Origin of the sequence: Lysinibacillus sp. NPDC056232 (assembly GCF_042267565.1) — a bacterium.
Taxonomy (GTDB): domain Bacteria; phylum Bacillota; class Bacilli; order Bacillales_A; family Planococcaceae; genus Lysinibacillus.
On record NZ_JBHJTF010000010.1, the window covers coordinates 50,046 to 68,466 of the forward strand.

Here is an 18,421-nt window from a genome sequence, read left to right on the forward strand (position 1 = left end):
ATTATAGCATATTTGCGAAGGCTTCACCCATTCGAATTGGGCTTCCTTGTACAACATTTTCCGTAAATTCTATTGCATCCTTTTCAAACAGCATAACTACTGTTGAGCCAAATGAAAAATATCCAACTTCTTCACCCTTACACCACTGCGTTGTTGTATTAGTGAGCACAATAGAGTTTACAAAGGTAGCACCAACTTTAATAAACGCCATCTGCTGTTTATTAGCCACTTTCAGCTCCGTTACTGAACGATAATTGTGTGAAATTGGTTTTTTACCGTATGTAAGGCCGAGCTGATTAACAGGATAGGATTTTTGACCAAGTGTATATTGTCTTAGCACTTCTCCATCAATCGGGCTATGAATACGGTGATAATCTGCCGGACTCAAGTAAAACACGATAAAATGTCCATCTGCATATTGTGAAGCACGTTCTGTATTGCCAAGTAAATCTTGTAATGAATAAGGTTTACCCTTTACAAGAAATGTCATATCCCATTCGATACGCCCAAACGATTCTACTTTGGCATCCACTGGACTTACATAGGTATTCGGATTTTGTTCAATTGGACGTGCCTCTTCTAAAAGCTCTCTTGTAAAAAAGTCATGTAAACTTGAAAATTGTTGTTGTTGTTTGGCAACCTCTTCAAGCTTAATGTCGTATACCTTCATGTAACTAGGAATAAAACGTTTACTCCACTTTGCTTTTGCAATAGATTGCAAAAGATGGGAGGATTGCTTACCATTTGTTAATTCAATAAAGCGTTGATATAGTTTTTCTTTCATAAAACAAAACCCCTATCGATTAATTTAGACTGTCAATTTTTTCGCATTCGAAGTATAATGGTACAATATCTTAAGTGCAAAGGAGTGATCCCCCTTGTTTTTTTATCACAAGTTGGTGGATACCACGGTTAAGAAAATGAAATCGCAAGCAGCAAACTTTATCACAATCAGTAATATGTCCTTCGGCGGCGCGGCCATAATGGCTACACTACACGAATACTATAGCTACAGTGTCTTGTTTATCTTTATCGCAGCCCTTCTTGATCGCTATGACGGGAAGGTAGCTAGAGCACTTGGACAAGTGTCTGATTTAGGTAAACAATTAGATTCTATGAGTGATATTATATCATTTGGTGTGGCGCCTGCATTATTAATGTATAAAGTTGTCTTAGCCGACTTTGGTTTTGTCGGCATGACGATGACAGTTTTGTATATCATCTGCGGTGCGATGAGATTAGCTCGCTTCAATATTTCAGAAGCAAACGGCTATTTTACAGGGTTACCAATTACAGCGGCAGGTACGATCTTAACTTTAACGTATTTTGCCTCTAATACGTTCCACCCGGCATTTTATCTTTTCCTATTCCCAATACTAGCATTACTAATGATTAGTACAATCACGTTAAAAAAAGTGTAACAGCGCATTTGCTGTTGCACTTTTTTTCATTTAACACAGCTTTATAACATATACTGTCGAAAAATGGGGAAAGGATGAAATCATTCAATGAGCGGAATTTTTACATCTATGTTGCAGTTATGGCTTGAGATCCCAGCATTACTTGGCTATTTAAAGGGGCAAACTTTCCATAAACCCTTTTCAAAGGAAGAGGAAGCTGCTTGTATTGAACGATTTTTAGGCGGTGATGAGCAAGCGCGTCTTGACCTAATTGAACGCAATATGAGACTTGTCGCACACGTTGTGAAAAAATTCCACCCAAAGCATGAGCAACTTGATGATTATATTTCCATCGGTACTATTGGTCTGATGAAAGCCGTAGAAAGTTATACGCCTGACAAAAAAACCCGTCTTGCCACTTACGCCGCCCGCTGTATCGAAAATGAAATTTTAATGCATCTGCGTACACAGAAAAAAGTGCAAAAAGATGTTTCCTTATTTGAGCCAATCGGTACAGATAAAGATGGTAATGCCCTACAAATCCGAGATCTCTTACAATGCGATGAAGAGAGTGCAACAGAAAAACTTGAACATAAAGAGCATGTTGCACAACTATATCATTATTTGCATATGCTCGACGAACGTGAGCTCGAAATCGTTACACTTCGCTATGGTCTTAACCAGCAGGATGCACTCACACAAAAGGAAATCGCTGCACGTTTAAGTATTTCTCGTAGTTATGTATCTCGCATTGAAAAGCGAGCACTTATTAAACTCTATCAGTTATATAAACGAGATCAAAAGATTATTGAGTAATATATTGTAAATTGATAATTATAAAATTTCAATAAATCTATTACATTATTCCGCAATTAATCTTGTATTTTTTGTTACAAAAGTAATACTTAAGCTCATCACCATATCGTGGGTTGATTTCCACTGGGCCCATTCATAGGGGCGTCGGGGCAACAATTGGTTTTCTGTGCGAAAGTGCAGAGGCAGCGACACGATGTTGGTCACTCAGATGTTTTCACAGGATGTAAGTTCTTAGTCTGAGTTCCTCTCTATTTCAGCGGGTGTTTGAACACCCGCTGAAAAGTAGTTTAAATCCAATTCATCTCACCATCTATAGAGGTAATGACTTCTGTAGCTACCGCTTTGCTTTCGCTACAAAAAACATTTGTAACTGCCGTTTCACTTTCGCTACGAAAACACTTGTAGTTGCCGTTTCACTTTCGCTACGAAAACACTTGTAGCTGCCGTTTCACTTTCGCTACGAAAACACTTGTAGCTGACGTTTCACTTTTGCTACTAAAACACTTGCTGAAAGAAGTTAAACTATAAAGAAAGCCCCCTTGCGTCATAAAATGTCGCAAGAGGGCTTCTCCCTTAATGAATTTCAACAGATTCTGAAAGTTCTACTGAAATAAGTGTACCGAGTAACATTGTTATAATGACTACACCTGTTGTTAAAAATAGCATTATGCATGCCTCCCATCTGAATATAAGAGATTTAATTAACAACAGTTTAGCATTAGTGCGACTTTTAAACTGTGATTTTTCTCACACTAAAAGGCACTCATTTTGACTTTTTTGTGTAGTTTATCCCGCGGGATTGATAAAAACTAATAATCAGTGGAATAAAGAAAACCCTACTGATTTCCTTTATAGCGATTCGATAGCTTTTAGTACTATTTGTGTTGAATGCTTTGCAGCTACTGGTAAAAACTCATCGAAGCTAATATTCGATTCTTTTCCAGCAATATCTGATAAAGCACGAATAACAACAAACGGCGTACCAAATTGATAGCATACTTGTGCAACAGCTGCTGCTTCCATCTCTACAGCCTTCATTTGCGGGAAGTGACGACGGACAGCTTCTACACGAACAGGATCATTCATAAAAGCATCACCTGAGCAAATTAAACCAATACCATATTGGTGTTCTCCAACAGCCTCTACTGCCTCTTCAGCCACTTTCATAAGTCTTTCATCTGATTTATAGGCTGCTGGCATACCCGCCATTTGGCCCATTTCATAGCCGAAAATTGTTACATCTACATCATGATGACGGACTTCATCTGAAATAACGATTGCGCCTACTTCAAGCGTTTCATCATAGCCTCCGGCAGAGCCCGTATTAATGACTACATCAGGCTTGAATTCATGTAATAGAATAGTAGTTGACATTGCAGCATTCACTTTACCAATACCACTTTTTAATAAAACTACCTCGTTCCCTTTATAAGTTCCTGTTGTATACTCACTACCTGCAATTGTTGTGCTTTTTGCATGCTCTAAAGATGCTCGTAAAAGCTCTACTTCCTCTTCCATTGCGCCGATTACTGCTATTTTCATATTTCTGTTACTTCCCTTCTTTATTCAACTGTTCTAATCAATTGTGCCTTGTCGCCCAGGCGTTTTCACAGGTTGTGAATTTCTTGGCCTGAGTTCCTCTATTTCAGCGGATGTTTTAACACCCACCGAAACATGTTAAAAATAACCAATCGCTATTTTCGTCAATAGGCTCCATTTACTGTATTTAGTTGCTCAAGTTTCAGTGGTAACCAGCCTTCATTGTCGACCCATTCCATGCTGACGCGATAATTTTTTGTCTTATCATTCGTTGAAACTGTTGCAATAGACGAATTTGCGCCTCCGTTATTTTTTATACGCCAGATAATCATGTTGTCTTTTTCAATGCCTGTAACGGCTGTAACTGTGGCCACCTTTTCAGCCCAGTCTACAGATTTACCATCGTAAGAAGATACATGCTGACCTGTCTGTGTTGTAGGTGTAGGCTTCCAACTTTTATTTGTTACGACCTTATCAACAATTGGGTCGTCTGACGTAGTTTCAATAGCAGCATCCTGTTCAGATGTTTGATTTTCATCTGTAGGCTCTTCCTTTGTTTCCTCTTGAGCTGTTCCATCATTATTTTTCTCTTTAGAAGGCTCTTCCTTCACGTCTTCTTTATGATTCTTCTGCTCCTGTATTGGCTCGTCTTTCTCAGCTTTCCCTGCATCATCCTGCCATTTAAACACAAATGTGGCTACTATAATAATTAATATCACGACAATACCAATTAAAACATTCAATAGTTTATCTAGCTTTTTATTCTGAGATGGCTGCAAATGACGACTGCTTCGAGTTTGTCGTTCACTCATGAAGTCTCCCCCTCTCTAGCCAATATTTTATCAAGTTCAACAGCACTTGCAAAATAATTGTGCTCCTATTATATCATAGACAAAACCAAAGGCCTTTCAAGGAATTTATTGGATTTTTTAGCTCTTGAATCAATTATGCCATGGCATAATTGCGTCCGGAATCGATAAAAGCAGCTAGCTCTCTTTTACAAAGATAAGCTAACTGCTTGTACAAAAAATTATTTTATTGAAATAATTTTAACTTTCATTTCACCACCAGGTGTTTGTACGACAACCTCTTCGCCTTCAGCGCGACCTAGCAAGCCTTTAGCAATTGGTGATTCATTTGAAATACGGAATTCCATTGGATCTGCCTCAGCCGAACCAACAATTGTGTACGATTCCTCATCTGTTGTTGGTTTTCCATTAATAATTTCTACAAATGAAACCGTTTTCCCTAATGATACTACACTGTTGTCTGATTCGTCCTCAGAAATAATAACTGCGTTACGAATCATTGATTTTAATGTAGAAATTCGCCCTTCCAGAAAGGCTTGCTCTTCTTTTGCAGAATCATACTCAGCATTTTCAGAAAGATCCCCGAAATCACGAGCGATTTTAATACGTTCTACGATTTCCTTACGTGTTTCCGTTTCTAATTTCACTAATTCTTCTTCTAATTTTCTTTTACCTTCAGTTGTCATTGGGTACTGTTTTTCGTTTGCCAAAGTTCTTCACTCCTTGTTTTCGTCAATATAAAAACATAAAACTCGATTAAGTGCCTAGTAGGATTCACTTAATCGAATTTTATTATTTTTAAACGGTTTCAAATTACTCTTTGACCTAATAGTATGCATGCCTTTCTGAAATATGCACAGATATGCATGTAAATATTGTCAATACCACTCTATCTTATTACAATACGTTGTCGGTTTCAAGGATAGTTTTAATCTTAGTTACCATTAAATCAATCGCAACCTCATTATCCCCGCCTTCAGGAATAATAATATCAGCATAACGTTTCGTCGGCTCAATAAATAAATTGTGCATTGGACGCACTGCCGATAAATATTGCTCGATTACAGAATCTGTTGTACGTCCACGCTCTTTTATATCACGCATTATACGACGAATAATACGTAAATCTGAGTCCGTATCTACAAATAATTTAATGTCCATTAAATCACGTAAATCTGCATCTTCTAACACTAAAATACCTTCTAGTATAATAACATCTACAGGCTCTACATGAATAACTTCTTTTGCTCTTGTATGCTGCACATAATCATACACAGGCTTTTCGATTGGTTGACGGACCAATAATTTTTTTAGGTGCTCAATTAACAAATCATTATCAAACGCTAACGGATGGTCATAGTTTGTACCTAAACGCTCCTCAAACGTTAAATGACTTTGATCTTTATAATAAAAATCTTGTTCAATTACAACTACTGAATGATCGCGGAAAACATCATAAATAGCATGAGTCACACTCGTTTTTCCCGAGCATGAGCCACCAGCGATTCCGATGACGACTGGACGCTTCGTTGCCATTAATTATTCTCCTTTCGCATCATATTATGTGATTTTAATGGTGTGTCGCATTTAAATTTAACAATTTGTAGTGGATGACGAGCAGCATCTAAGCTATTGCCATCTTCATCCCAAATTTCACCCATAGTAAAACGGAAATTTTCGATTTCTGGTCCAAAGAACTCTACCTCATCGCCAGGTTTAAAATAGTTACGTTGTTGCATGGTTACCATTTTCGTTTCTGGGTCATGTTCTAAAATTAAACCAGCAAACTCATAAGTCGTTTTACGACCATGTACACCAAACATTTGCTCCTCGTGACCAGGGGCATCGTGGAAGAATGCTTCAGCAGTATCACGGTTAGCACATTTGTCTAGTTCCTCAAGCCATTCACGTTTAATTTCAAAATTGTCAGGGTCCGCACAATAAGCGTCAATCACTTTGCGGTACACTGAAACAACTGTAGCAACATAGTGAATTGATTTCATGCGACCTTCTACTTTTAATGAATCAATACCAAGCTCAATCATATGTGGAATTGCTTCAATCAGCTTTAAGTCTTTCGGACTCATCGCGAAAGACGCGTGATGATCATCGAAAAGTGCCTTTTCTTCGCCATCCTCTAGCTCATATAAATCATAGTCCCAGCGACAAGATTGACAACAGCCACCACGGTTAGAGTCACGAGCAGTCATATGATTTGAAAGTACACAGCGACCAGAATAGGCGATACACATCGCTCCATGAACGAATGCCTCAATTTCAATATCGACTTTTTCCTTCATCAGCTTCATTTCTTCGCCGCCTACTTCACGTGCTAATACTACACGATGTAAGCCTTCTTCTTTCCAATACTGGACTGCCTTCCAGTTTGATAAAGATTGCTGTGTAGAAAGGTGAATTTCAAGCTTTGGTGCAGCTGTACGGCATGTTTCAATAATAAGTGGATCCGCTACAATAATGCCTGTAACACCTGCAGATTCAATATCTTTTAAATACTGCTCTAAGCCGTCCATATTTTCATTGTGGGCGAAAATATTTGTCGTAACATAGATTTTCGCACCATACTTATTGGCGAATTCAACACCTTCGCGCATTTCTTCAATTGAGAAGTTATCTGCGTTTGAACGTAGACCGAACTCTCGTCCACCGATAAATACAGCGTCCGCTCCATAATGTACTGCTACTTTTAATTTTTCTAAACTACCTGCAGGGGCAAGTAGCTCTGGTTTTTTTGTAATGACACGTTTACCGTCTACAATCTCACGAATTTTGTCATTTTGTTCTAATACTAATGCCATGTTCTTGCCACCTCCTAGTAAACTGTTTCCTTGAAGATAAAGCCAGTATCAAGAGGTCTGATGGCAGGCTGAATTTCTTCAATTTTAGCTAATAAATCATCTTTAATATCTTCATACGCATCTTCTGATTCGTCAAAATATGCGTCAATTGCTTGACGATAAGCTTCTGTTACTGTGACTACATATTCAGGTGTTTGAAGAACACCTTCAATTTTCAATGCATCCATGCCACCTTCGAATAATTCGCCAAGCTCATCAATAATGCACATATCGTTTGGACTGAAAATATGCGTACCGTTAGCGTCTTCATAAATTGGATATTTATTATTACGTTCATCATCATGAAGGAACATATTGCGATTTTCCTTACGATTTTCAATTTCCATTACTTTATCTTGATATAAGAAATAATGGCCTAGTAATGGGCGTTTTGATTGGAACATACATGTCATTCCATGTACTTGAACCTCAATCTCTACATCTACTTTTTCTTTAATTTCTAGTACTTCATCTAAAGAAAGTTCACGTGAAAGTACTGCGCGAGTTGCTCCGCGTTTCCCCCAATAATTTGCCGTAAACCAGTTCGTTGCTGTCGTTTCTGGATTCCAGTGTAGCGGTATTGTAACACCTTGCTCACGACAGATGATTAATACTGCTGGATCACCATAAATTAAACGATCAACACCAATACGTTGCATTTCTTTTACATATTCGGCAAGTGCATCCAATTTTTCATTATGGAATAGCGCATTTACCGCAACATAAACCTTTTTACCCGCTGCATGAATCAACTTTGTAGCTTCTTCTACTTCACTAACAGAAAATTCCCCTGCTAGACGAAGGCCAAATTGTTGTTCACCAATGACAAAAGCATCTGCTCCAGCCTGTAAAAGTGCTTTTACATGGTCCACTGATTGCGGTGTAACAAGCAATTCAGGTTTTTTCATAATAGTCACCTCTTCAAACATAGTAATAAACCATCACCGACTGGTAAAAATGCACTAGTATAATCAGGGTGCTGCATAATCCATTCGGTGAAGTTTTTTAAATTGCGAATCATTGTACGCTTGCGACGCGGTACATCTTTTAAATCCAAATCTGATAAGCCATGCATATACATATTATCGATATATAGAACTCCGCCAGATTTTACTAGTGGCGCATACTTTTCAAAAAAGCGTTGATATTGTCCCTTTGCAGCATCGATGAAAACTGCATCGAAGGTCGTATGAACTGCTTCATCGTTCACCTCTAAGGCGTCACCTTCAATGACCGTAATACGATCTGAAACTGTAGAACGTTCAATATAAGCCTTCGCTCTCCCAACACGCTCTGTATCACGCTCAATTGTAACGATATGCACATTTGGTAAAGCCTCTGCCATTCTTATAGCAGAATAACCAATTGCTGAACCAATCTCTAAAATTTTCGACGGATTTTGAATACGTAGCAGTTGATTTAGTGCATCAATACCTGCAAGCTGCATAATCGGTACATGATTCTCCTCCGCAAATGCTTCCATTTCTAAAAGCAATTCATTACGTGGCTGAATAAATGATTGAATATATGCATCTGATAATTCCATTTTTAAGTTCACCCTCATATCAATTATGCCTCGGCATAATTGCGTCCGGAATCGGCTTTGTACTTAGGCCTGCACCAGGGCCGACACGATGTCGGTCATTATCCTATAAGCACTACTTTCCGATTCTGTGACATCCGCCAGAGGCGCAACGAGCAATCCTCGTTGTCTGTACTTCATCATTTAGCAACAAAAAGAAAAAGACCAAACGTGATGTCTTGGTACTTCGTCATACAAAAATGAGCAATTGTTTTTATAAGCTTTAAACAATTGCCACCACGTATATTATTCCACATTAACGGACTGATTGAATTATTCCCATGCGGATCGATTAAAAATCACAATTTATAATAGCACGAAAATAGAAGGAAAGCTATTTTTCTTTCCTTCTATCCTCTTTATTGCTATTTATTTTTTAATAATATCAATTATGCCTCGGCATAATTACGTTTTCAGCAGATGTATGGACACCCGCTGAAAAGTAACTTAAAACCGCATGCATCTCACCTGGGAGTCTTCTAAAAACATTGACTGAAAGAAGTTAACAAAAATTACTCTGCCTTGCGCAAATATTGTTGTTCTTTCTGTAAATGTTCTTCATATGTTTTCGAGAAATGATTGACACCCTCTTTATCCGCTAAGAAGAAGAGATATTCTGTTTTACTTGGATTAAGCACTGCTTCAATTGAAGTTTTTCCAGCACCCGCAATAGGACCTGGTGTTAAGCCTTTATTTTTGTAGGTATTATAGGCATTATCTACTTCTAAATCTTTATAAAGTACACGATCTTTATGAGATCCTAGTGCATATAAAACAGTTGGATCTGTTTGAAGCGGCATCCCTTGATCGATACGGTTATAGAATACGCTCGCAATTGTTTCTCGATCTGTTTGAGCAGTAGCTTCTCTTTCCAATAATGAAGCAAATGTTAATAATTGATGTACTGACATTTGCTTTTCAGTTAGAACATCGCTGTAATTTTTCACAACCTTGTCCATTGCCCCTACCATTTCATCTACAATCGATTCCAATGTTGGTTTTTCTTCAAAATAAGAATACGTTGCAGGGAATAAATAGCCCTCTAAATCATAACGAATATTATCGGCTAAAACCGCATCCGTCACAAGCTCAGGATATTTAGCCTTCATTTGTTGAACAAATGTATCGCTTGTTACTAAGTCCATAAATTCCTTTTGAGTGTACGACGTTTTCTTTTCCACAATATTACCGATTTGTTCAAGTGTTAAGCCTTCAGGAATGGTCATTGTAAAGACTGGTGTACGGTAGACCTTTCCGGTTTTTAAACTTTCGATTAGTTCATCTAATGTCATTGACTGTGTTAAATCATATTTTCCTGCTTGGAACTGGGATTCATTTTTAAATTTGGCATAGTATTTAAAAACACGAGCATCTTTAATTAACCCTTTTTCCTTTAGTAGAGTCGAAATAGAGCTTAAACCTGAGCCAATTGGTACTTCAACCGCTATTGTTTTAGTCGCATCTGGATCTACTGGTTTTAATGCACTCTTCACATAACTATAGCCAATTAAACCGACTACCCCTATTATTAGGATCAAAGCAATTGCAACAATAGCAACGATTTTTCTCACAATTTTTACCTCGGATTTTCTTTCTTGCATTTTTGATAACATTTCTTGTTTTTTTGAACCGTTATTCACGGGTTTCCCCCCTATCACTCCATTATCATACTAGAAATCAACTTTCACGACAAACAGAAATAGAAAATTCAGTAGAAATAGCACACATAAAAAAATAGCTTATGACAATAGGATGAATATAATAATCAAAGTTGATTTCCAAGAATTCGTCAACAAACTGAAACAAAAACAGTTTTAAGTCATTAATAACATACTAGAGAAAACCAGATAGATAATAATGGAGTCGTTTTGATTATTGGAATGGAAAGCCCCTTCATGAAGAAAAACAAAAATCTGCCAACTATATTGTTAGCAGATTCAATACTATTTTCCCCAAGATAACGGTTGGAAAACTTCAAGATGAAATGATACCTATAATTGAAAAGCGCCTTGTTTGACATCGACTAGTAAACTCTTCGCAAGCTGTAAAACAACTACATCATCTTCACCTGTAATGATATAGCCTCTAGGCACTTTTTTGGCAATTGTTCCAGGTAAACTACCACGGAAAATATTCCCCTTTCCTCGCTCGCCGCCGTATTTTTTCGGCACGGTTAATTTAAAATAACCCGCATCCTCCAAGATTTTAAAGTGCTCAAACGGAAATTCTCCACTCTCGTCATATTTACTAGCTGTCTTGTCAAATTGTTGTGCCAATTCATAAGCATATTGAACTAGCTTTTTCTCACGATCGTTACGAATATAAACATCACTCATTAATGAGTCACCTTGCTTTTCGTAAATCTATTGTGTGGTTTTTTCAGCCCTAAATGTTCCCTTAGTGTTGAACCTGTATACTCTTTACGATAAATACCACGCTCTTGTAAAATTGGCACAACTTTGTTCACAAAGTCTTCTAAATCACGTGGCAATAATGGAAACTGTAACATAAAGCCATCTGCCGCTGCCTCTGTAATCCACCGCTCCATCTCATCAGCAATTTGTGTGGGTGTTCCAACAAAGGCATCGCGCTTCGCAGGACCAAATAGGCGCGCATATAATTCGCCAACCTTTAAATTTTCTTTTTTGATAATCTCTAAATGCTCATAGAAATGACTTTGAATACTGTTGACCTTAGGAAAATCCACTTCAATTGCAGGTGTATCTAACGAGTATTTAGAAAAATCCACATTCCCCATATAACCCGAAACAAATTTTAAGCTCTCATATGGGTCAATCAACGCCTGTAATTCATTATACTTACGGATGGCCTCTTCCTCAGTATCCCCCACAATTGGCGATATCCCCTGTAACACAAGGAGCTCCTCCTCGGTGCGACCAAATGGAGCAAGCTGTGCCTTTAAATGTAGATAATACTCCTTGGACTTTTCAATATTATCCCAATGAACAAAAACGACCTCCGCTGTTCGTGCTGCTAATTTTTGCCCAGGTTTTGAAGCACCCGCCTGAACAATAACAGGCTGCCCCTGAACGGAACGTGCAATATTCAACGGACCTTTCACTGATAAATATTTGCCTTTAAAAGCGGTCTCATGTACTTTATTACGGTCATAAAAAATATTATGATCACGGTCGTAGACAAAAGCATCGTCCTCCCATGAATCCCATAACGACTGAACTATATCGATAAATTCCTCCGCTCGTTCGTAACGATGATCGTGCTCCGAATGCTTGTCACGGCTAAAGTTTAAAGCCGTCTCTCCTGTGGCATCTGCTGTTGTCACTAAATTCCATCCGACTCTACCATCACTAATATGGTCTACAGACATTAGTTGCCTTGCAAGCACATATGGCTCACTATATGTGGTTGATGCAGTTGCACCAAGTCCAATTTTCGTTGTCGCAACTGCCAAAGCTGTAATCTGTATAAGAGGATCAAAGCGATTTAAAATATGTGGATGTGATTCATGATTGATCGCTAAACTATCCGCAACAAAAGCAATATCAAACTTACCCTTTTCAGCAATTTGCGCCACCTTTTGTAAAGCTTTAATATCGATGCTTGCATTAACTTTTGCTGAAGGATGTTTCCAAGCTGCAACATGCATACCTGCCCCAATTAAATATAACGCAAGCTTTAACTCCTTTTTCTTAGTCATTTTCTCGTCATCTCCCTTAAAAATGAATCCATTTCACTATCCACATATAAACAAAGGCATTAGGCTAATATAGTGTTGGTCAATGAAGATAAAACTTTTTCCAAGTAGCTAATTCATCTAAAGGCATTTTTACAGGAATATAATTGCCATTAGAAACATCTTTAATGAAATTAGCAGTTTCTTCACGCTGATAGATGGCAACAATTTTTTTCAATGTCTCGTTGTCCTTATCTTCAGGCCTTGCTACGATGACATTAATAAATGGCTTCGCCGTTTCATTTTCATGAATAATAGCATCTTTCAATAGTAGGTCTGCTTCGACAGCGACCCCATTATTAATGACCGCAAAATCAGCATCCTCCATAACCCTCGGTGTCGTCGCACTATCTACTGGTAAAATGTTCAATTTTTTTGGATTATCTTTAATCCGATCCTCTCCACCGTTGCCATCAAAATTATCCGTAACCGTCAGTAATCCATTTTCCTGTAACAGCAGTAAAGCTCTCCCCCAGTTAGAAGGATCGTTTGGTACAGCAATTTTGGCGGCCTCTTTCATATCATCCAAGGATTTATATTTGTTTGAATATAAACCTATCGGAGCCATAATCGTTGTGCCAATCGCCTGTAAATCTGTTTTGTTATTCGTATTAAATAAATTTAAGTAGGCTACATGTTGAAACGCATTGATATCAACTTCCCCCTCCGCCAATGCTTGGTTCGGGTCATATTGTGCTGAGAATGTCACTAAATCAAGATTTATATCTTCCTTAGCAGCCTGTTTTTTTATATACTCCCATGTTTTCAATTCCGAGCTACGAATACCAACCTTTACAGTATCTTTTTCATCTGCTTTTGCACAAGCAACTAGTAGGAACAGTAATGCTATTAAGCCGAAAAAATAATTTAGTTTCCTCATATTAAAATTCTCCTTTATGACACTCTGCGTAATTTTCGTTCAAGACTATTTCCTATACTTTGAATAATTTGTACAAGTACTACTAAAATCACCACTGTTACTAAAATTGTGACATTGTCAAAGCGTTGATAGCCGTAAGTAATGGCTACATCACCAAGGCCACCTCCTCCAACAGCCCCTGCCATTGCAGTCGCCCCAATAAGCCCAATTGTCGCAGTCGTGACACTTAATATTAAAGAGGGGAAAGCTTCAGGTAACAAAAACTTTTGAATAATTTGAAGTGGGGAGGCACCCATTGCCTTCGCTGCTTCAATAATGCCTTCATCCACTTCCAATAATGAATTTTCTATTAACCTAGATATATACGGACCTATATGCAAGACGAGCGGCACAATGGCAGCAGTCGTACCTATCGCCGTTCCAACGAGCAAGCGTGTAAATGGAATGATAGCAACAAGCAAAATAATGAACGGAATGGAGCGTAGGGTATTGACGATGGGATTGATGATTGAGAAAATCATTTTATTTTCAAGAATATGCCCTTTTCTCGTCACAACTAAAGTAATCCCTAAAATAAAGCCTAAAATGGCACCAAAAAATAACGAAATACTAACCATGTACAGCGTGTCTAATACTGCGTCGATAATGATTTGTGAGCTCACCTTCATGTGCAATAACCTCCTCTATTTGAATATCTTTCGTTCGAATAAATTGATGCGCCTTTTCTATTTCTTTATCTACGCCAACTAGCTCAACGATTAAATTACCAAAGGGAATCCCTTGTAGCTCTGTAATATTGCCAAACAGTACATTTACATCAACATCAAACTTTTTTGCTACTTGAGAGACAACCGGCTGCCCAACGTCTACACCTATAAATTTCAGGTTATAAATTTTTTTAGACTGATCTATCGTTTTAAGTTGCTCGTAAACAGATTGTGGAATTTCATCTCGAACTACCGATTGTACAAAGTTTTTAGTCGTCTCCTTTTGCGGTGCAGAAAAAATTTCAAGTACATTGCCCGTTTCAATTACTCTTCCGTTTTCCATAACAGCCACACGATTGCAAATATCCCTTATGACTTCCATTTCATGTGTAATCATTAAAATGGTAATACCATACTCGATATTGACTCGCTTTAGTAGCTCCAAAATAGATTTAGTCGTTTGCGGGTCAAGAGCAGAGGTCGCTTCATCACACAATAGAATTGTTGGCTTTGTGACAAGTGCACGAGCAATGCCCACTCTCTGCTTTTGTCCACCTGACAGCTCATCGATATAGCGCTCGGCTTTGTCCTGTAAACCGACAAACGACAAAACCTCCCTTACTTGACCTTCAATGTTTGATTTTTTAACGCCGCTTAATACTAAAGGCATCGCAACATTTTCGAAGACAGTTTTTGAACGGAGAAGATTGAAGTGTTGAAAAATCATACCAATGTTTTTCTTTTCCTCGCGGAGCTGCTTTTTACTTAATGTTGTCAGCTCTTTGCCATTCACAAGAACGCGACCAGACGTTGGTTCCTCCAGTAAGTTCACTGTCCGTATTAATGTACTTTTGCCAGCACCGCTAAAGCCGATAACACCAAAAACATCACCTTTTTGAATCGTTAAATTAATGTGATTTAATGCCGTTACAACGGTTGTTCCTACCTTAAATTCCTTTGTCGTTTCGATAAATTCAATCATTTCACGTCTACCTCCTTAGTTTTGACGCCCTCGATTTTAAGCTAAAATGCTGGAACGACAGCCCCCTTATACCGATCTTCAAAAAAGGTGCGCGCCTTTTCGCTTGTCAGCCATTTAACGACTGTTTGAATTGCTGGATCATTTTGCTTTTCTTTTGTAGTCGCAATAATATTGACATATGGCGATTCTGAACCTTCAATAATAAGAGCATCCTCCTTAGGGTTATAGCCCCCTTCTAAGGCGTAGTTCGTATTAATTGCCGCTGCGTCTACATCATCTAGTGAACGAGTTAATAACTGAGAATCAACACCGATAAATTCAATATTATTTTCGTTTTTTGTAATATCCTCAACTGTATAGTTATTTTCCTTTGCTTTATTTAATTCAATTAGTCCATTATTCTGAAATAGTAGTAAGGCCCGCGAAAAATTGACGACATCATTCGGGACCGAAATCTTTGCATTTTGCGGTAAATCATTTATATTTTTAATTTTTTTAGAGTACACACCAAAAGGTTCAATATGAATTCCTTTTACACTCACTAAATCTAAATGGCTTTCTTTATTCGTTTGTTCTAAAAACGGAATGTGTTGAAAGTAATTAAAATCTAGTTCACCATCTGCCGTTTGCTGATTTGTTTGAACAGCATCTTTTAAAATTATAATGTCTAATTTCACGCCATCTTTTTCAAGATCCTTTGCTAAGTACTCTAGTACTTCCGCATGTGGCACATTGGCTGCCCCCACCTTTAATGTTACTGTTTCATCTTTACTCGCTTCTCCTTTGTTTGTGCAGCCTACCAACAAACCTATCACTAATACACCGACTAGTAGTCCCCATATTGTCCTCATTCTCTATTCCCTCCTTTATAAATCAACTTACTTGGTTTAATGTAAAACAAATCTTATCTGTTTACTTTTGATTGGTCAATAATCGATATCTCGTTTTATCTGTAAATATTTAAAAATTCAGATAAAAAAATTTCAAGAATTCTCATTTATTCTCGAAAAACAATCAAATTCACTCAAAAATACATGAATTTCATTTGCGTATAGAATATTTTTACATACGAGATAGAAATTTTCTATTAAATTCCGCAAGCACCCCTTCATATTAATCATTCTCAATAAAAAAACTCTGAGTAGCAAGTTACCACTCAGAGTTCTAATTACAATTCATTTAATACATCTTCAACAAATGCCCATTCTTCATCTGTTTCAATCGGTAATAAATCTTCAATCGTTCCGTCATTTCCAGATACGTATTGAGAAGCAAAAATATCTCGGTCCTCGATTGGCTCGTCCGTTGCCAGCACATAAAGAACATAGGATTTGCCAAATTGTTCTGATGAAAATGTATGAATAACCTCACATACCTGATCTGCCCCAGCCTCATCTGTTATTGTAAATAGCTGCGGTTCTTCTTCAAATTCGTCTAGAAGTGTCAGGACTACCTCATTAATCATTTCCCATTCTGCCTCTGTTTCAACAGGCTGCAGATTAGTCATTTCTCCATTATTATCATCATAATCAAATGTCATAGCAGAAATGTCTCCAGGAATTTCATTACCCTCTTCGTCGATTAACGAAAACAATACATATGATTTCTCTTCTGCATCGAAGGTGAAAACAACACGACACTTTTGCCCCTTGCCATTCTCTCCAATGATCAGAAATTCTTGCGTTTCCTCGTTCATTTAATCTCCTCCTTTTAACTATGGTTCAAACTTTGATAAAAATCTTTATATATTCACTATAGGCGCATTACAACCTCATAGTTTCATTCTTCCTAAAGTAAAAAAGGAACAAGGAGTGCTTGTTGCCATCCTTGTTCCACACTTTTAAAGATTACGATGATTATTCCTCGTTTTCATCCTCTAAAGCGTTTAATACGTCTTCTACCATATCCCACTCTGCTTCAGTTTCGATTGGTGTTAATTCACCATCTTCACCATTTTCAGATGGAACGAATGAAGATACGAAGATTTCTACAGAGCCATCTTCATCTTCTTCTGCGCCTACCATTGAGTAAAATACGTATGATTTGCCAAATTCAGCTGATTCGTGTACGTGAATTACTTCACAAAGCTGTTCATTTCCGTTCTCGTCAATCACTGTAATGTGTTGTACATGTAATTCTTCTTCATGGTTATGCTCTTGTGCCATGTGGTTGTCACCTCATCAATTAATTTTTGCTATCCAAGTAGCCTTGTAAAATCATCACAGCAGCCATCTTATCAATGACTTGCTTACGCTTTTTGCGACTCACGTCAGCTTCGATTAGCATACGCTCAGCAGCCATCGTAGTTAAACGCTCATCCCAAAGCTTAACCGGTAGTGAAAATGTTTCTTCTAAAAGCTTTTTATAGTTTTCAGAAGCCTCACCACGCGGTCCAACCGTATTATTCATGTTTTTCGGGTATCCTACAACAAATTCTGTTATAGCGTACTCCTTCACTAGCTCGGCTATTCGCTCAATGCCAAACTCGCCGTTAGCTTCATCAATTTTTACGGTTTCAATACCTTGAGCCGTCCACCCTAAAGCATCACTAGCAGCAACGCCAACGGTTTTTGACCCAACGTCCAATCCCATAATTCTCATTTCTAGTCCTCGTTATTCTTTTTAATATAAAACTTAACAAGCTCTTCTAGAATTTCGTCACGCTCAAGCTTGCGAATTAAATTACGAGCATCCTGATGGCGAGGAATATACGCCGGATCACCAGAAAGTAAATAACCGACAATCTGATTGATAGGGTTATATCCCTTTTCCTCTAATGAAGAATGTACTTTCAACATTACCTGCTTGACTTCCTGTTCCATTGATTCTTCTGGAAAATTAAATTTCATAGTTTGATCAAATGAACTCATGACCAGCACCTCGCTTTCAGAAATAAGGAGATGTGCAACAAAAGCCATCTCCAATTTCTCTTTATTATAACATGTTTTGGCGTATTATCAATTATGCCTCGGCATAATTGCGTCCGGAATCGGCTTTGTGTTTAGGCCTGCTGAGGGCCGACACGATGTCGGTCATTTCGGTAATGCCACAGGACGTGGCGTTTTTACCGATGCAGGTCAGTTAGCCGTTATCGCATGAATGCGATGATTTTAGGCTAACATCCTATGCGAACTCC

General features: G+C 38.0%; 21 protein-coding genes. 2 read left to right on the plus strand and 19 right to left on the minus strand.

The window, feature by feature from the left end:
* Position 1 precedes the first annotated feature (1 nt).
* Positions 2-784 carry a phosphatidylserine decarboxylase gene (locus tag ACFCYJ_RS09995; RefSeq protein ID WP_376073751.1) on the minus strand — a complete coding sequence of 261 codons (783 nt, stop codon included), beginning with the start codon at positions 782-784 and terminating at the stop codon, positions 2-4.
* Positions 785-920: 136 nt separating this feature from the next.
* Between ACFCYJ_RS09995 and pssA the strand changes: the two genes are divergently transcribed.
* Positions 921-1,421, plus strand: coding sequence for a CDP-diacylglycerol--serine O-phosphatidyltransferase (pssA, locus tag ACFCYJ_RS10000; RefSeq protein ID WP_376073753.1), 501 nt, complete (start codon positions 921-923; stop codon positions 1,419-1,421).
* A gap of 87 nt (positions 1,422-1,508) precedes the next feature.
* Complete coding sequence (gene sigK, locus ACFCYJ_RS10005; RefSeq protein WP_370042001.1) at positions 1,509-2,216, plus strand: RNA polymerase sporulation sigma factor SigK; 708 nt, start codon at positions 1,509-1,511, stop codon at positions 2,214-2,216.
* Between the two features lie 849 nt (positions 2,217-3,065).
* On the opposite strand, the gene mtnN is transcribed toward sigK, so the two are convergent.
* From mtnN to ACFCYJ_RS10095, 18 genes are all read right to left on the minus strand, one after another.
* On the minus strand, positions 3,066-3,758 hold the full coding sequence (mtnN, locus tag ACFCYJ_RS10010; protein WP_376073755.1) for a 5'-methylthioadenosine/S-adenosylhomocysteine nucleosidase: 693 nt from the start codon (positions 3,756-3,758) through the stop codon (positions 3,066-3,068).
* Between the two features lie 161 nt (positions 3,759-3,919).
* Positions 3,920-4,567: a YrrS family protein gene (locus ACFCYJ_RS10015; protein WP_376073756.1), complete on the minus strand. Its 648-nt coding sequence runs from the start codon at positions 4,565-4,567 to the stop codon at positions 3,920-3,922.
* 218 nt (positions 4,568-4,785) lie between these two features.
* Positions 4,786-5,274 carry a transcription elongation factor GreA gene (gene greA, locus ACFCYJ_RS10020; RefSeq protein ID WP_376073758.1) on the minus strand — a complete coding sequence of 163 codons (489 nt, stop codon included), beginning with the start codon at positions 5,272-5,274 and terminating at the stop codon, positions 4,786-4,788.
* A gap of 187 nt (positions 5,275-5,461) precedes the next feature.
* Positions 5,462-6,100 carry a uridine kinase gene (udk, locus tag ACFCYJ_RS10025; RefSeq protein ID WP_376073760.1) on the minus strand — a complete coding sequence of 213 codons (639 nt, stop codon included), beginning with the start codon at positions 6,098-6,100 and terminating at the stop codon, positions 5,462-5,464.
* Positions 6,100-7,380, minus strand: a complete 1,281-nt coding sequence (locus ACFCYJ_RS10030; RefSeq protein WP_376073762.1) for a peptidase U32 family protein — start codon at positions 7,378-7,380, stop codon at positions 6,100-6,102. Before ACFCYJ_RS10030 ends, udk begins: the two co-directional genes overlap by 1 nt.
* Positions 7,381-7,394: 14 nt before the next feature.
* A complete protein-coding gene (locus ACFCYJ_RS10035) occupies positions 7,395-8,327 on the minus strand; it encodes a peptidase U32 family protein (RefSeq protein WP_376073764.1) in 933 nt (310 codons plus the stop codon).
* 5 nt (positions 8,328-8,332) lie between these two features.
* Positions 8,333-8,965: an O-methyltransferase gene (locus ACFCYJ_RS10040; protein ID WP_376073766.1), complete on the minus strand. Its 633-nt coding sequence runs from the start codon at positions 8,963-8,965 to the stop codon at positions 8,333-8,335.
* A gap of 548 nt (positions 8,966-9,513) precedes the next feature.
* Positions 9,514-10,641, minus strand: coding sequence for an endolytic transglycosylase MltG (gene mltG, locus ACFCYJ_RS10045; protein WP_376073767.1), 1,128 nt, complete (start codon positions 10,639-10,641; stop codon positions 9,514-9,516).
* Between the two features lie 351 nt (positions 10,642-10,992).
* On the minus strand, positions 10,993-11,337 hold the full coding sequence (locus ACFCYJ_RS10050; RefSeq protein WP_376073769.1) for an acyl-CoA dehydrogenase family protein: 345 nt from the start codon (positions 11,335-11,337) through the stop codon (positions 10,993-10,995).
* A complete protein-coding gene (locus tag ACFCYJ_RS10055; protein ID WP_376073771.1) occupies positions 11,337-12,680 on the minus strand; it encodes an LLM class flavin-dependent oxidoreductase in 1,344 nt (447 codons plus the stop codon). The genes ACFCYJ_RS10050 and ACFCYJ_RS10055 overlap by 1 nt, the downstream gene beginning before the upstream one ends.
* A gap of 79 nt (positions 12,681-12,759) precedes the next feature.
* Positions 12,760-13,596, minus strand: a complete 837-nt coding sequence (locus ACFCYJ_RS10060) for a MetQ/NlpA family ABC transporter substrate-binding protein (RefSeq protein ID WP_376073773.1) — start codon at positions 13,594-13,596, stop codon at positions 12,760-12,762.
* Positions 13,597-13,610: 14 nt separating this feature from the next.
* Positions 13,611-14,264, minus strand: a complete 654-nt coding sequence (locus ACFCYJ_RS10065; protein WP_376073775.1) for a methionine ABC transporter permease — start codon at positions 14,262-14,264, stop codon at positions 13,611-13,613.
* Positions 14,206-15,285 (minus strand): methionine ABC transporter ATP-binding protein, encoded by a 1,080-nt coding sequence (locus ACFCYJ_RS10070; RefSeq protein WP_376073777.1) that lies wholly within the window; start codon positions 15,283-15,285, stop codon positions 14,206-14,208. Before ACFCYJ_RS10070 ends, ACFCYJ_RS10065 begins: the two co-directional genes overlap by 59 nt.
* Before the next feature lie 41 nt (positions 15,286-15,326).
* Positions 15,327-16,136 carry a MetQ/NlpA family ABC transporter substrate-binding protein gene (locus tag ACFCYJ_RS10075; protein ID WP_376073779.1) on the minus strand — a complete coding sequence of 270 codons (810 nt, stop codon included), beginning with the start codon at positions 16,134-16,136 and terminating at the stop codon, positions 15,327-15,329.
* A gap of 317 nt (positions 16,137-16,453) precedes the next feature.
* Positions 16,454-16,981, minus strand: a complete 528-nt coding sequence (locus ACFCYJ_RS10080) for a DUF1292 domain-containing protein (protein WP_376073781.1) — start codon at positions 16,979-16,981, stop codon at positions 16,454-16,456.
* A gap of 160 nt (positions 16,982-17,141) precedes the next feature.
* A complete protein-coding gene (locus ACFCYJ_RS10085; RefSeq protein WP_049667728.1) occupies positions 17,142-17,450 on the minus strand; it encodes a DUF1292 domain-containing protein in 309 nt (102 codons plus the stop codon).
* A gap of 19 nt (positions 17,451-17,469) precedes the next feature.
* Positions 17,470-17,886 (minus strand): Holliday junction resolvase RuvX, encoded by a 417-nt coding sequence (gene ruvX, locus ACFCYJ_RS10090; RefSeq protein WP_079562849.1) that lies wholly within the window; start codon positions 17,884-17,886, stop codon positions 17,470-17,472.
* Between the two features lie 2 nt (positions 17,887-17,888).
* The gene (locus ACFCYJ_RS10095; RefSeq protein WP_004226839.1) at positions 17,889-18,155 is read right to left on the minus strand and encodes an IreB family regulatory phosphoprotein; all 267 of its coding nucleotides are present in this window, start codon (positions 18,153-18,155) and stop codon (positions 17,889-17,891) included.
* Positions 18,156-18,421: the final 266 nt, after the last annotated feature.